This is a genomic window from Paraburkholderia sp. BGA-UO-ETr-F12 (assembly GCF_059567945.1).
In genome coordinates, this window is the sequence record NZ_JCAQOZ010000063.1 from 53,292 (window position 1) to 67,031 (window position 13,740).

Genomic DNA, 13,740 nt, shown 5'->3' on the forward strand with positions numbered 1-13,740 from the left:
GCAAGGTTCAGTTGAGAAGTTGAGCGAGGTCTGGGGCCGTGTCGTGCAGCGACAGGCGACGATGGCCGTCGCGCCCCGTGACCGAAGTCGCGCACCATAGCGCATCGACGATCGCCTGCTCGACGCTGTCCGCGCAGGCGCGGAATAGCGGATCGAGGCGTGCATCGGCAAGCATGGGCGGCAACGCGACGAAATCGGATTCGTGCGGCACGGTGTAGGCCGTTGAAAACGCCAGCGCAATATCGCCGCTGCCGTGGCCGTATACCGAACCGGTTCGGGCAAGACCCGCTGCGGCGCGCAATGACAGACGCCTGAGCTGGCGGGCGTCGAGCGGCGCGTCGGTGGCGACGATCATGATGATCGAGCCTTGCTCGGGTTTCGAGGCGGCTCGGGTTGCGCGTTCGGCGAGTACGCGACCCAGCGGCGTGCCGTCGATCGTCAACATCGGCAGGCGGCCGAAGTTCGCCAACACCAGCGCGCCGACCGTATAACGCTGACCTGCTACGTCGACGATCCGCGATGCGTTGCCGATTCCGCCCTTCAGGTCGAAGCACGACATGCCGCGGCCCGCGCCGACCGAACCGCTCGCGACGTCTGTGGTCGCCGCCTCATAGGCGTCGTTGTAATGCTGCTCGCTTACCGCCAAAGCCTGAATATCGTTCAGGTAGCCGTCATTGCATTCGAACACCAGCGGATTGACGGTCGACCATTCGCGGCCGATTGGCGGATTGGCATGAATGGCAGCGCGAATCTGCGCTTGCGCGAGCGCGGCAACACCAAAGGTATTGGTCAACGCAATCGGCGTCTCCAGCACGCCAAGTTCTTCAACCTGCACGAGCCCGATGCTTTTGCCGAAACCGTTGATCACCGAAGCAGCCGCGGGCACCTTCGCGAGAAAAGGATCGCCAGGGTGTGGGCGGATCACGGTGACGCCGGTTTGCACCGCTCCGTCATCGAGCGTGCAATGTCCGACCGTCACGCCCTTCACATCGGCAATCGATCCAAGCGGGCCGCGCTGCAGCACACCGATATGCGGCGCGCCTTCGCGTGAAGCTTCAGCCGAACTCATGGGCGGTCGAGCTTCGGATCGAGCGCATCGCGCAAACCGTCGCCGAGCAGATTGAAAGCCAGCACGGTGAGAAAAATCGCCAGGCTCGGAAACAGCGCGATATGCGGCGCGGTCACCATATCGGCGCGCGCCTCGTTGAGCATCGCGCCCCACTCCGGCGTCGGCGGTTGCGCGCCGAGTCCGAGAAACGACAAGCTCGCCGCCGTGATGATCGAGGTACCGATGCGCATGGTGAAGTACACCACGATCGACGAAATCGTCCCCGGCAGAATATGCCGCACGATGATGGTCCAGTCCGATGCGCCGATGCTGCGCGCTGCTTCGATATACGTAAGTTGCTTGAGCATCAGCGTGTTGCCGCGCACGAGCCGCGCAAACGCCGGGATGCTGAAAATTGCCACCGCGCAGATCACATTGATCATGCCGTTGCCGAGAATCGCGACCACGCCGATCGCCAGCAGAATGCCGGGAAACGCGAACAGCACGTCGGCGACGCGCATGGTGATGCGGTCCCACCAGCCTTCGTAGTAACCGGCCAGCAAACCGAAAAACGTGCCGATCACCGCGCCGATCGCCACCGACAGGAAACCGGCCGCGAGCGAGATGCGCGAACCCGCCAGAATGCGGCTGAAAATATCGCGGCCCAGCGAATCGACGCCGAACCAGTGCGCGGCTGACGGCCCTGCGTTCAACGCGTCGTAGTCGAAGAAATTTTCCGGATCGTACGGTACGACATGCGGCGCGACGATCGCGACCACGATCAGCAGCAGCACGAAAATGCCGGCGGCGAGCGCCACATGCTGCTTACGGAATTTGCGCCAGAATTCACTCCACGGCGTGCGGATCGCGCTTTCTACAAGAGCGGCCTTGGCCGCATTCGCCTCGGTAGCTGAGATGCTCATGCGGGCCTCACTTGAAACGGATAGTCGGGTTGATGACGGCGTACAGCACGTCGACAACCAGGTTGATGATGATGAATTCGAGCGAGAACAACAGCACTTCAGCCTGAATCACCGGATAGTCGCGCATGGCCACGGCGTCCACCAGCAGACGTCCAAGCCCTGGCCAGTTGAATACCACTTCGACCACGATTGAGCCGCCCAGCAAAAAGCCGAACTGCAGCCCCATCATCGTGACGACAGGAATCATTGCGTTACGCAGGCAGTGTTTGACGATCACAAGCCGTTCGGGCACACCCTTGGCGCGTGCGGTGCGCACGAAATCTTCATTCATCACTTCGACGAACGAAGCGCGTGTGAAGCGCGCCATCACCGCCGCTACTGCTGCGCCAAGCGTGAGCGAGGGCAGTACGTAGCTCTGCCAGGAACCGTCGCCGACGATAGGCAGCCAGCCGAGCTTCACCGAAAAGATTTCCATCAGCAGCATGCCGAGCGCGAACGCGGGAAACGAAATACCCGACACCGCGAGCGTCATGCCGAGCCGGTCCGGCCAGCGATTGCGCCACACCGCCGAGACGATGCCGATGCCCATGCCGAGCACCACCGCCCACACCATGCTCGCGAGCGTGAGCAGCAGCGTCGGCATGAAACGCTCGCCGATTTCCTGGCTGACCGGCCGCTTGCTGCGCGTGGACGTGCCGAAGTCCCCGTGAGCGATCTTCACGAAGAAGTTGACGAATTGCTCCGGCATCGGTTTATTGAGGCCAAGATCGGCACGCACCAGCGCGACGGTTGCTTCGTCCGCTTCGGGACCTGCCGCGAGACGCGCAGGATCGCCGGGCAGCAGATGCACGAACAGGAACACCAGCACGGCGACGATAAAGAGCGTCGGCAGCAGGCCGAAGATACGTTTGACGAGGAAGTTCAGCATGAAACCAATCCGGCAATGAGGCAGGCAACGAAGATTCGTCGAAAAGCAGCCGCCCGGGCCGCGTGTGTGTCTGGAACACGCGACGCCGGGCGGTCAACCCATCACTTGATCGCGATCTCGTCGAAATTGAACGAGCCGTCCGGCGCGACATACGCACCAGACAGACGCTTGCTGCGCGCGTACACCACCTTCTCCTTGACGAGGAAAATCCACGGGGCGTCGGCCCAGATGCGTTTTTGCGCATCGTTATAGAGCGCCGCCTTTTTGGTGCGGTCGGTCGTTTCGAGCGCCTGCTTCAGGTCGCTGTCGACCGTATCGTTCTTGTAGTACGCGGTGTTGACCATCTTCGGCGGGAACGAGACCGAGCCGAGCAGCGGCGTAATCGCCCAGTCCGCTTCGCCCGTCGACGACGACCAGCCGGCGTAATACATCCGCACCGGCGCGGTTGCCGGGTCCTGCGCGCTTTCCACCTTCGCGACGCGCTGGCCTGCTTCAAGTGCTTCGACCTGCGCCTTGATGCCGACTTGCGCCAGTTGCTGCTGCACGAACTGAATCACCTTCTGTGCGGTCGAGTAGTTATAGGCAGACCACAGCGTCGTTTCGAAACCGTTCGGATAGCCTGCTTCCTTCAGCAGTTCGCGCGCCTTCGCCGGATCGTACGGCCATGGGCCGAGCTTCACCGCGTAGTCGACGCCTTGCGGCACGACGCCGTCGGCCGGCGTTGCGTAACCGGCAAACGCGACCTTGGTCAGCGCGTCCTTATTGACCGCATAGTTCAGCGCTTCACGCACCTTCGGATTGTCGAACGGCTTCTGGTTGACGTTCAGGCTGATATAGCGCTGGATGATCGACGGCGACGCGATCAGATCCACCTTCGGGCTCGACTGCAATTGCGCGGCCTGCTCGAACGGCACCTGAAACGCGAAATCCGCTTCGCCGGTGCGCATCAACGCAGCGCGCGTGTTGTTGTCGACCACCGGTTTCCAGTCGATCGCATCGATCTTCGGATAACCCTTCTTCCAGTAGCCGGCGAATTTCTTCACTGTCAGGTCGCCTGCCGGGTCCCACTTCACGAACTCGAACGGACCCGTGCCCACCGGATGAAACGCGATGTCCTTGCCGTATTTCTTCAGCGCATCAGGCGAAATCATCACCGCCGACGGATGCGCCAGCACGTTGACGAACGCGGAGAACGGCGCCTTCAGCGTGATTTTCACCGTGTACGGATCGATCACTTCGGTTTTCTCGATCCGGTTGAACATGTTGTAGCGCTTCAACTTGTTCGCCGGATCGGTCACGCGGTCGAAGTTCGCTTTGACGGCAGCCGCATTGAAGTCGGTGCCGTCCTGGAACTTCACGCCGTGGCGCAGCTTGAACGTGTAGACCGTCGCATCCGGACTCGCTTCGTAGCTGTCGGCCAGCACGTTGACCAGCTTCATGTCCTTGTCGAAACCGAACAGGCCTTGATAGAACGACTTGGCGACGGCTTGCGAGAGCGTGTCGTTCGCGTCGTACGGATCGAGCGTCGTGAAGGTCGACGCAACGGCCATCACGGCCGTGGTATCGGCGTGCGCCGCATTGCCCGCGAGCATCGCGAACACCATCGCGCCGCCGCTGACCAGCGCGCGCAAACGAAACGGAGAAGACGGGACCAGCAGGTTCATGAGGTTGCTCCAGGCTGCGAAATGAAACAGGGTTATGTGCTGCGAGAGAAAATTGCTTCGGTTCAGGTCTGGTACTGCGCTCGGGTTTCTCGTTCAGGCCTAGTAAGCGCCGCCGACCCGATGCTGCGCCACGAAATGATCCGGTCCCACCGCCACTAGCGGCGCCACGACCGGTTCATCGTTCAGTGCACGAATCGGGCTCGGAATCTCGTCGGCGGCAAGCATGCGTTTCGCGTGACGGCGCGCCGGGTCGGCAACCGGCACCGCGCCCATCAGCTTCTTCGTATACGGATGCTGCGGCGCTTCGAACACCGCGCGGCGCGGACCGATCTCGACGATCTGGCCGAGATACATCACCGCCACGCGATGGCTGACGCGCTCCACTACCGCCATGTCATGCGAAATGAACAGATACGCGACGCCGAGTTCGCGTTGCAGATCGAGCATCAGGTTGACGATCTGCGCCTGCACGGAAACGTCCAGCGCGGACACGGACTCGTCGGCGATCACGACCTTCGGGTTCAATGCCAGCGCGCGCGCAATCGCAATGCGTTGCCGTTGCCCACCCGAAAACTCGTGCGGATAGCGGCGCGCGGCTTCGCGCGGCAAGCCGACCTTGTCGAGCAGCCAGGCAACGCGCGCCTGCGCTTCTTCGCCTTGAGCCACGCCATGCACAAGCAGCGGCTCCATGATCGAGAAGCCGACCGTCAGGCGCGGATTCAGCGAAGCGAACGGGTCCTGGAAAATGAACTGGATATCGCGGCGCAGCGCTTGCAACGCCGGGCCGGTCAACGAACTGATTTCCTTGCCATTGAATTCGATCGAACCGCTCTGGCTTTCGACCAGGCGCAGCAATGAACGGCCTGTAGTCGATTTACCGCAACCCGACTCGCCGACCAGCGCGAGCGTCTCGCCGGGGCGCAGATCGAAGCTGACTTTCTCGACCGCATGCACGCGCCCCGTCAGGCGTCCGAATATACCGCTCTTGACCGGAAAACGCGTGACCAGATCGCGCACGCGCAGAATCGGCGGCGTGCTGTCGTGGATCACCGGTTGCGATTCTTCGGCGACAGCCGCAGCCGGACGCACGGCTCCATCGGTGCCATTCAGCGCCGCCTGCTCGATGGTCAGAATCGGGAACCTGGCGGGCTGATCGGTGCCCTCCATCGCGCCCAGTCGCGGAACCGCGGCGAGCAAGGCCTTCGTATAAGGATGAGAAGGCGCGGCGAACAGCGTGTCCGATGCCCCCTCTTCCACTTTCTCGCCGCGATACATCACCAGCACGCGATCGGCCACCTCAGCCACCACGCCCATGTCGTGCGTGATGAAGATCACGCCCATGTTCATCTCGTCCTGCAAGCCGCGAATCAATTGCAGAATCTGCGCCTGAATCGTGACGTCGAGCGCGGTGGTCGGTTCGTCGGCAATCAGCAAGGCGGGCTTGCACGACAGCGCCATTGCGATCATCACGCGTTGGCGCATACCGCCCGACAGTTGATGCGGAAAACGTGCCGCCACCCGGCGTGCTTCCGGAATCCGGACGAGTTCGAGCAGGCGCAGCGTTTCGGCGTGCGCGGCCGAACGGCTCTTGCCCTGATGCAAGGCAATCGCTTCACTGATCTGATCGCCGACCGTGAATACCGGATTGAGCGAGGTCATCGGCTCCTGGAAGATCATCGCGATGTCGGCGCCGCGAATCGAGCGCATCGTGCCGGACGATGCTTTCGCAAGGTCGAGCACGCTGCCGTCGCGGCGCCGGAAGGCGATGCTGCCGCCGGCAAGGCGCCCACCGCCATGCTCGATCAGCCGCATCAATGCAAGCGATGTCACCGATTTTCCCGAACCCGACTCGCCGACGATCGCCAGCGTCTCGCCACGCTCGACCGTCAGCGAGAGATTACGCACCGCGTTGAAGGTCTTCTCGCCGCTGCGAAATGCGACCGACAGATCGTCGACCGCGAGCACGCGTTGCGGCGGCAAGGTTTCGATAAGCGGACGGGCGGTGTGCGATGAAGTCGGCACGATGGTTCCTTTTGTTTCGAACGCGGCTAACGGTGGCTCAGGCAAAAGCTCAAACGGGAGTGCAACAGAACAGCAACAGCATTAGCGATAGATCGCCGTCACCGGCGTCTCGCCGATGCGCGCGAAACCGCGATACATGCCCTCGGTATTGAACGGCAGCGTGACGTTGCCGCGTGCATCGACGGCGACCAGACCGCCGCGTCCGTCGATTTTCGGCAGGCGGGTCATCACCACGTCGTGCGCCGCCTCTTCAAGCGAGACGTTGCGGTACGCCATCTGCGCCGCGACGTCGTACGCGGCAACCATGCGCATGAACATCTCGCCGGAGCCGGTGGTCGACACTGCGCAGGTGGCGTCGTCCGCATAGCAGCCCGCGCCGATCAGCGGCGTATCGCCGACCCGGCCGACCTGCTTGTTGGTGACGCCGCCTGTCGAGGTGGCAGCCGCCACGTGGCCATGCTGATCGAGCGCGACCGCCCCCACCGTGCCGAACTTGCGATTCGGATCGATCGGCTCATGCGGCGTGGGATCGTCATTGTTCGAGGCCAGCGTCGCGCCGTCGTGATCGAGCATGGCGCGCGCCTGGCCGCGTGCGAGTTGCCACTGGCGATGGCGCGCTTCGGTATGGAAATACTCGGGCTCGACAAATTCGAGTCCTTGCGCGGCCGCGAAAGCTTCCGCGCCGGCGCCGGTGAACAGAACGTGTTCACTGCGTTCGAGTACGCGGCGCGCCGCCAGAATCGGATTGCGTATGCGCGTCACGCAGCAGATCGCGCCCGCGTCGAGTGTGCTGCCGTCCATGATGGCCGCGTCGAGCTCATGCGTGCCGGCTGCCGTGTAGACCGCGCCGCGGCCCGCGTTGAAGAGCGGGCAATCTTCGAGCAGACGCACGGCTTCGCTGACGGCGTCGAGCGCGCTGCCGCCGTCGGCGAGCACGCGCTGACCCGCGCTCAGTACGGCATGCAAGGCGGCGTGGTAGTCGGCTTCGGCGCTGGCCGACATCGACGCGCGCAGGATCGTGCCTGCCCCGCCGTGAATGGCAATGACTGCGTTGGAGTTCATTTCTTGGCTTTCGTAGTGCGGGTGGTACGGGGAGAAGGTCGCGCGGGGTTCTCGGCCACGCTGGAAGGCTCGGCTTGCGGATCGGTCAGCCAGGGCAATACAAATTCGCTGACACCCGCTGCGGCTTTGACCGAGCGCTGGGCGCGATAAGCAACCGCGTCGCAGAGTGCTTCGATCACGGCCAGCACAGCGGAATCGGCATTGGCCGCGAGCCGCCGTTCAGAACGGATGTAGAGCTTGAGATCGGCAAATTGCGCGAGCGGCGAGCGCGGACTATCGGTAAGCGCAAGCACGCGTGCGCCGCGACTTGCCGCTCGCCGGGCGAGTTCGATGGTGTCGTCGACATAACGCGGAAACGCAATGCCGATCACCAGATCGGCGCTGTCCGCAGTGAACAGGCGCCGTGCGGCATGCGACGGTCCGCCGATCAATGCGAGCGACTGCACGTTGTCGTGATACGGCATCAGGCCGTGTTCCATCAAACCGGCGAGAAACGCGCTGGCCCCGTAGCCGAGCACGAATACCCGGCGCGCGGCGATGATCGCTTCAACCGCTGCTTCGGCGGCGGCGCTATCGATCGCGGTGCGGGTGGAATGAAGATTGGCCGCCGCCTGTTCGAGCAATGCATCGAGCAGAGCGTCACCGGAGGCGAGCGATTCCTGCGCGCTACGCAGTCGCTCGACGGGTGCAAGCGTCGCTTCGAAGCCGCGTACCAGCGCTTCGCGAAACTGCGGATAGCCGTCGAAGCCGAGCGCGCGAGCGAAGCGATTCGCCGTCGCCACCGATGCACCGACCACGCTCGCCAGTTCGTCGATTCGCATCGTCGCCGCGCGGAACAGATTCGCCAGCACGTACTCGCCCATGCGCCGATGGATTGGCGTAAGCGTCGGCATCGCTGCGGCGATGCGTGAAGCAATCGCCTGTTCGGCAAGGTTGGAAGCAGCGGACGAGTGATGAATCATGCGAGCAAGACAACCGCTGCGATGCGGCGACTGTAATCAAAATGAATGAAAGTATATTTACATAGAAATCTCGCAGAAAAAAATTCATTTTCATTTTCGAGGGTTTTCACGGAGAACCGCCTGCGTGTTCGTGAACATCCGCGTACGCCATGAAAACCAGTTTTCATGGCGCGACCGCGGCGCCTTCTGGAATGTTCGCGAGCCGCGCCGCCGGCGACATGACGATGATCAGCGCCTGCACGACGAACGCCGCCGCAGCCGCGACCAGACAGGCATCCATTCCCCACCGCGCGCTGATCGCCGCACCGAGCAGCGCGCCCAGCGGCCGTGCGCCGTAGGTTGCCGTGCTGTTAATCGCGGAGACGCGGCCCATCATCCGCTCTGGCGTGATCGCCTGACGCAGCGTGGTCGAGCCGACCACCCACAGAATCGGTCCGGCGCCGAGCAGGAAGAAGCTCAGCATCGCCAGCCAGAACGACGGCGCGACGATCGTCGCCACCATCACCAGCGAGGCAAGCAGACCACATGAAGGCCCGATGATCAGCACGCGTCCAAACGCGAGACGTCGCGCGATGGCGGGCGCGGCGAGCGCGCCGCACACCATGCCGACGCCGTACGCGCCGAGCGTCACGCCGACCATCGACGCGCTCAATCCAAGGCGATGCACGGCATACGGCACATACACCGCTTGCAGCACGAAGAAGGCGAGATTAAAGAAGATCGCGGTGGCCAGCATTGGACGCAGCAACGCGTCGTGCAAAACGAAGCGCGTACCGTCGCGCAGTTCGAGCAGGAAGTGACGCTGGGCGGCGCTTGCTCGCGGCGGTTCGCGCAAGCCCGCGAGGAGCGCGACGGCCAGCGCCGATAGCCCGGCCGCGCAGCCATACGCCCAGCCCGCGCCGATCCAGCCGACCAGCAGCCCGCCAAGCGCCGGGCCCGCCGAATATGCGACGCTGCGCGCCAGTTCGAGCCGGCCGTTCGCCTGGGCGTACGCCTCGCGCGGCACGATCGAGGGCACCAGCGAAGGCGCCGCGACGTTGTACGCCACCGTGCCGGTCGCGGCAATGAAGCCGAGCGCGGCAAGCAGCGGCAAGCTCAGCGCGTGCGTCATTACCAGCAGCAGCACGCACAACATCGCGACCACGCGTACGCTTTCCGCGAGCGTCATCAACGTACGGCGCGAGCGGCGGTCGGCCCATACGCCGAGCGGAATCGACAACAACAGGAACGGCAGCGTCTGCGCGGTTTGCAACAGGCCGGTCTCGCGCGCGCCGGCGCCCAGTGCGAACACGGCGACGAGCGGCGCGGCCGCGAGGCTGATCTGCTCGGCGGATTGCGCGACCAGATTCGACCATGCAAGCCGCTGGAATGCGGCCGGCAAACGGATCGCGGATGACGACGGCGAAGATGACGTGACGGACATCGATGAACTCCTGCACTGGAAAGTCGGGAGACCATCGTCGCCGCTATGTCGCTACGCGGCGCTCCGCTTCTTGCGGTGTTATTCTTCGCTCGCCATGAATCTCGAAAGCATCCTCTTCACTCAAGGTTTCGGCTCGCGCCGCCAATGCCGGGCATTGATCGGCGACGGCCGCGTGAGTATCGGCGGCTCAGTGTGCGCCGATGCCGACACCGATTTCCCCACCGACGACGCCACGTTCTGCTTCAGCGTGGACGGCGTCATCTGGCCGTATCGCGAGCACGCTTATCTGCTGCTGAACAAGCCCGCCGGCTATGAATGCTCGCGCGATCCGCAGCATCATCCGAGCGTGTTCAGCCTCCTGCCGCCGCAGTTTGCCGAACGTGGCGTGCAATGCGTGGGCCGCCTCGATCAGGACACTACCGGCCTCCTGCTGCTCTCCGACGACGGCAAGTTCGTTCACATGTTCACGTCGCCGAAACGCAAAGTGCCGAAGCTGTACATCGCAATCACCCGGCACCCGCTCGACGACACCCAGTTGGACGCCTTGCGCAATGGCGTCCTCCTGCACGGCGAGTCCAAACCGATCGCCGCCGTCGACGCCCACGCACGCGGCGAGCACGCGCTGGCCCTCACCGTGATGGAAGGCAAGTATCACCAGGTCAAGCGGATGATCGCGGCGGCCGGCAACCGCTGCGAGGCACTGCATCGCGAGCGGATCGGCGGACTCAGCTTGCCCGCGACACTGGCACCGGGCGGGTGGCAATGGCTCGATGAAACCGACCTCGGATCTCTACGGAGCGGGTAAACCGGTAGGACCCTTTTAAGGCCTTGATGCATCAGGAGAATCGTGTGCGCGCCCGCACACGGGTTCGCGAAATCCTGATCACTCGCTGCGGCGCAGCATGTTCTTCCTTACAACTCGCCCTATACTCGTTTAAACAACGACTACAAAGGGTTCAAGGAGGGCGCGCCATGGTCACTCACGACACCATCCCGATCACGAATATGATGATCGCTTTCGTGTGCCTCGGCCTGGTTCTGATCGGCGGACTGCTGGTCATGATGCGGCTGCGGCATAAATATCATCCGAACCTGATCGGCGCGCTGATCGGCGCGATGCTGTGCTTCCTGTTGCTGGAGGCGTTGCCGGCGCTGACGTAAGTCTGCGAAGGCAGGCCCGCGATGCCTACGAAGCCGCGCGCAGAAAGTCTTCGACGCTCGGATAGCGCAAGCGCACGCGCAATTCCGTTTTGAGGCGCCGGTTCACGAGGCGCCTCGATTCACGCATGAAGGACAGCAAGGTCGGTTCGATCTGCTGCTCCGCCTGCGCGCGCGTAATGCGCGGCGCGTGTTCGAGGCCGAACGCATCGGCCACCACATCGAAGTATTCCCCCATTTTCAGCGACGTATCGTCCGATGCGTGAATCACGCGCCCCGGCCGCCCGTGCGTGGCGAGGCGCACGAGGATCGCGGCGAGGTCGTCGGCATGGATATGGTTGGTGTAGACGTCGTCGGCGTCGATCAGGGCGGGCGTGCGCTTTTCCAGCCGCGCGAGCGGCAGACGGTTGCTTGCGTAGATGCCCGGAATCCGCGCCACGCTGGCAGCGACCACGCCGCGTGCGGTGGCGCGCCGCAATTGCCGCTCGGCCGACACGCGACGTTTGGCACGCGCATTGGCCGGCCGCGCCGTGCGCGTCTCGTCGATCCACGCGCCGCCACAATCGCCATAGACCCCCGTCGTGCTCGCGTACACCAACTTCACCGGCGCTTGCGGAGCGGCAGTCCAGCGCACCCTGTCGGGTACAATATTGGCTGTTTCAAATTCAGCCCACGAGGCATGCATGCTGCGCAACCCGCGGCGTAACCGCCCCACCGGCGCCACCGCGCCGCGCGCGGCACGCAGCGCCCGATCGCGGCGCGCGCTCAGCGTAGCGAGCAACGCACGGGTACGGCGGTCGTCGTCGCCAGTTTTTTGCGGCGGCGCGAGATGCAGCACCGTCGGCGCGAGCCCGGCAAGCCGTTTCAGGCTGCGGCGCACGTCGAGATCGCCGAGCAGCGGCGTGGCCCCGGCAGCGCGCAATTCGGCGCTGCGCTCGGCGTGACTGGTGAGCGCGAAGACATGCGCGCGCGGCAGGAACAAGGGCACGCAACGCATGCCGACATCGCCGCAGCCAACTATCAATACGCGCGGCCGGCGTAAATTTCGTGTCGCTTTCATGGTGGATGCATTGTAGCCGTCAAGCGCGGCAGGTACCGCACAGTTGAACCAGCGGCTCCGATAACGATTACCGACTCCTCGATTTCGAATACTCACTCTATGGCATTTAACGTCACGCTCCGGCAAAGCGGCCGGCAGTTTCAGGTAGAACAGGACGAACCGGTCCTGATCGCAGCGCTGCGGCAAGGCATCGGCCTGCCGTACGGCTGCAAGAACGGCGCCTGCGGCTCATGCAAAGGCACCGTGATCAGCGGTCAGATCGAACAGCGTCAGCATTCGTCGTCGGCCTTGTCGAACGACGAAAGAACGCGCGGCATGGCGCTCCTCTGCTGCGCGACCGCATGCTCCGATCTCGAAGTGGATATCCGCGAAGTGGCCGGCGTGGGCGACGTGCAGGTCAAGAAACTGCCGTGCCGCGTGAACGCCATCGAGCGCAAGGCCGACGACGTCGTCGTGCTGAAGCTGCAATTGCCCGCCAACGAACGTCTGCAGTATCTGGCCGGTCAATACCTCGAGTTCATTCTTAAGGACGGCAAGCGCCGCAGCTATTCGATGGCGAGCGCGCCGCACACGGAAGGCCCGATCGAATTGCACATCCGTCACATGCCCGGCGGCGCGTTCACCGATCACGTCTTCAGTGCGATGAAGGAGCGCGACATTCTGCGCTTCGAAGCGCCGCTCGGCACCTTCTTCCTGCGTGAAGACTCGGACAAGCCGATCATGCTGCTCGCCTCGGGCACGGGCTTCGCGCCGCTGAAGGCGATTGTCGAACATGCGGTGTTCAAGAATCTGGACCGGCCCATGACGCTTTATTGGGGCGCACGCCGCAAGAAAGACCTGTACCTGCTCGATCTCGCCGAGCAATGGGCTCGCGAGATTCCGAACTTCAAGTTCGTGCCGGTGCTGTCGGAACCCGACGCAAGCGACGCGTGGACGGGCCGTGTCGGCTTCGTGCATCGCGCGGTGATCGAGGATCTGCCCGACCTGTCGCCGTATCAGGTGTACGCGTGCGGCGCGCCGGTGATGGTCGAGTCAGCGCAGCGCGATTTCACCCAGCATCACGGTCTGCCGGAAGACGAGTTCTACGCGGATTCCTTCACGAGTGCAGCGGATCTGGCGAACGCGGTTTGAGGCTGTGAATGGGTTGACTGCACGCCTTTCGACCCATTCATCAAAACGAAACAGGCACGCTGGCAGACTTGCCTGAATTCGCGTTGACGCGAATTTGTGCAAATTCATGGTTTACACCGGCGCTTTCCTTGTCGTATTCTTTCGCGCATGAACCGCATTCAATCCGAACTTCGACGTCGCCGCTCGCCGCTCCCTTAGGGACGCCGCCGGCTTCGTCACGGATTCGCGCCGCACAAGGGCGCAAGCAGTTCGAATCATGAAAGCCACGGCATGCCGTGGCTTTTTTGTTTGCTTTTTTTGCTTTCCCCGGCCCGTGTTTCATTGTGTGGCCAAACCGCTCACTAACTTTCACCCCGCTG

General features: G+C 63.3%; 13 protein-coding genes. 3 read left to right on the forward strand and 10 right to left on the reverse strand.

What is annotated here, in order from left to right:
• Positions 1 to 7 precede the first annotated feature (7 nt).
• The 8 genes from AC57B6_RS31030 to AC57B6_RS31065 all read right to left on the reverse strand — a co-directional run bounded on the left by AC57B6_RS31030 (position 8) and on the right by AC57B6_RS31065 (position 10,032).
• Positions 8 to 1,069, reverse strand: a complete 1,062-nt coding sequence (locus tag AC57B6_RS31030) for a DmpA family aminopeptidase (RefSeq protein WP_496422760.1) — start codon at positions 1,067 to 1,069, stop codon at positions 8 to 10.
• Entirely contained in the window at positions 1,066 to 1,971 is a 906-nt protein-coding gene (gene gsiD, locus AC57B6_RS31035) for a glutathione ABC transporter permease GsiD (protein ID WP_496422761.1), read from the reverse strand. The genes AC57B6_RS31030 and gsiD overlap by 4 nt, the downstream gene beginning before the upstream one ends.
• 7 nt (positions 1,972 to 1,978) lie before the next feature.
• Positions 1,979 to 2,899 carry a glutathione ABC transporter permease GsiC gene (gsiC, locus tag AC57B6_RS31040; RefSeq protein ID WP_030101158.1) on the reverse strand — a complete coding sequence of 307 codons (921 nt, stop codon included), beginning with the start codon at positions 2,897 to 2,899 and terminating at the stop codon, positions 1,979 to 1,981.
• A gap of 101 nt (positions 2,900 to 3,000) precedes the next feature.
• Entirely contained in the window at positions 3,001 to 4,563 is a 1,563-nt protein-coding gene (gene gsiB / locus AC57B6_RS31045; protein ID WP_496422762.1) for a glutathione ABC transporter substrate-binding protein GsiB, read from the reverse strand.
• A gap of 99 nt (positions 4,564 to 4,662) precedes the next feature.
• Complete coding sequence (locus AC57B6_RS31050) at positions 4,663 to 6,585, reverse strand: dipeptide ABC transporter ATP-binding protein (RefSeq protein ID WP_496422763.1); 1,923 nt, start codon at positions 6,583 to 6,585, stop codon at positions 4,663 to 4,665.
• A gap of 81 nt (positions 6,586 to 6,666) precedes the next feature.
• Positions 6,667 to 7,647, reverse strand: a complete 981-nt coding sequence (locus AC57B6_RS31055; RefSeq protein WP_153134661.1) for an isoaspartyl peptidase/L-asparaginase family protein — start codon at positions 7,645 to 7,647, stop codon at positions 6,667 to 6,669.
• Positions 7,644 to 8,609 (reverse strand): MurR/RpiR family transcriptional regulator, encoded by a 966-nt coding sequence (locus AC57B6_RS31060; protein WP_496422764.1) that lies wholly within the window; start codon positions 8,607 to 8,609, stop codon positions 7,644 to 7,646. Before AC57B6_RS31060 ends, AC57B6_RS31055 begins: the two co-directional genes overlap by 4 nt.
• A gap of 163 nt (positions 8,610 to 8,772) precedes the next feature.
• Positions 8,773 to 10,032: an MFS transporter gene (locus AC57B6_RS31065; RefSeq protein WP_496422765.1), complete on the reverse strand. Its 1,260-nt coding sequence runs from the start codon at positions 10,030 to 10,032 to the stop codon at positions 8,773 to 8,775.
• A 94-nt stretch (positions 10,033 to 10,126) separates the two neighbouring features.
• On the opposite strand from AC57B6_RS31065, the gene AC57B6_RS31070 reads away from it, so the two are divergent.
• Complete coding sequence (locus AC57B6_RS31070) at positions 10,127 to 10,837, forward strand: pseudouridine synthase (protein WP_496422766.1); 711 nt, start codon at positions 10,127 to 10,129, stop codon at positions 10,835 to 10,837.
• A gap of 167 nt (positions 10,838 to 11,004) precedes the next feature.
• Positions 11,005 to 11,193, forward strand: coding sequence for a hypothetical protein (locus tag AC57B6_RS31075; RefSeq protein WP_046567960.1), 189 nt, complete (start codon positions 11,005 to 11,007; stop codon positions 11,191 to 11,193).
• A gap of 25 nt (positions 11,194 to 11,218) precedes the next feature.
• Here the strand turns inward: AC57B6_RS31075 and AC57B6_RS31080 are convergent, their stop codons facing one another.
• Positions 11,219 to 12,250 (reverse strand): NAD-dependent epimerase/dehydratase family protein, encoded by a 1,032-nt coding sequence (locus tag AC57B6_RS31080; protein ID WP_496422767.1) that lies wholly within the window; start codon positions 12,248 to 12,250, stop codon positions 11,219 to 11,221.
• A gap of 99 nt (positions 12,251 to 12,349) precedes the next feature.
• On the opposite strand from AC57B6_RS31080, the gene AC57B6_RS31085 reads away from it, so the two are divergent.
• Positions 12,350 to 13,381 carry a CDP-6-deoxy-delta-3,4-glucoseen reductase gene (locus AC57B6_RS31085; RefSeq protein WP_496422768.1) on the forward strand — a complete coding sequence of 344 codons (1,032 nt, stop codon included), beginning with the start codon at positions 12,350 to 12,352 and terminating at the stop codon, positions 13,379 to 13,381.
• 40 nt (positions 13,382 to 13,421) lie between these two features.
• On the opposite strand, the gene AC57B6_RS31090 is transcribed toward AC57B6_RS31085, so the two are convergent.
• Positions 13,422 to 13,733, reverse strand: coding sequence for a hypothetical protein (locus AC57B6_RS31090; protein WP_127837944.1), 312 nt, complete (start codon positions 13,731 to 13,733; stop codon positions 13,422 to 13,424).
• Positions 13,734 to 13,740: the final 7 nt, after the last annotated feature.

Excerpts from the sequence above, each read along its gene's own strand:
- AC57B6_RS31085 (WP_496422768.1), top strand. The coding sequence starts at position 12,350 with ATGGCATTTAACGTCACGCTCCGGCAAAGCGGCCGGCAGTTTCAGGTA.
- AC57B6_RS31060 (WP_496422764.1), bottom strand. The coding sequence starts at position 8,609 with ATGATTCATCACTCGTCCGCTGCTTCCAACCTTGCCGAACAGGCGATT.
- AC57B6_RS31070 (WP_496422766.1), top strand. The coding sequence starts at position 10,127 with ATGAATCTCGAAAGCATCCTCTTCACTCAAGGTTTCGGCTCGCGCCGC.
- AC57B6_RS31055 (WP_153134661.1), bottom strand. The coding sequence starts at position 7,647 with ATGAACTCCAACGCAGTCATTGCCATTCACGGCGGGGCAGGCACGATC.
- AC57B6_RS31030 (WP_496422760.1), bottom strand. The coding sequence starts at position 1,069 with ATGAGTTCGGCTGAAGCTTCACGCGAAGGCGCGCCGCATATCGGTGTG.
- AC57B6_RS31075 (WP_046567960.1), top strand. The coding sequence starts at position 11,005 with ATGGTCACTCACGACACCATCCCGATCACGAATATGATGATCGCTTTC.
- gsiC (WP_030101158.1), bottom strand. The coding sequence starts at position 2,899 with ATGCTGAACTTCCTCGTCAAACGTATCTTCGGCCTGCTGCCGACGCTC.
- AC57B6_RS31080 (WP_496422767.1), bottom strand. The coding sequence starts at position 12,250 with ATGAAAGCGACACGAAATTTACGCCGGCCGCGCGTATTGATAGTTGGC.
- gsiB (WP_496422762.1), bottom strand. The coding sequence starts at position 4,563 with ATGAACCTGCTGGTCCCGTCTTCTCCGTTTCGTTTGCGCGCGCTGGTC.
- AC57B6_RS31065 (WP_496422765.1), bottom strand. The coding sequence starts at position 10,032 with ATGTCCGTCACGTCATCTTCGCCGTCGTCATCCGCGATCCGTTTGCCG.
- gsiD (WP_496422761.1), bottom strand. The coding sequence starts at position 1,971 with ATGAGCATCTCAGCTACCGAGGCGAATGCGGCCAAGGCCGCTCTTGTA.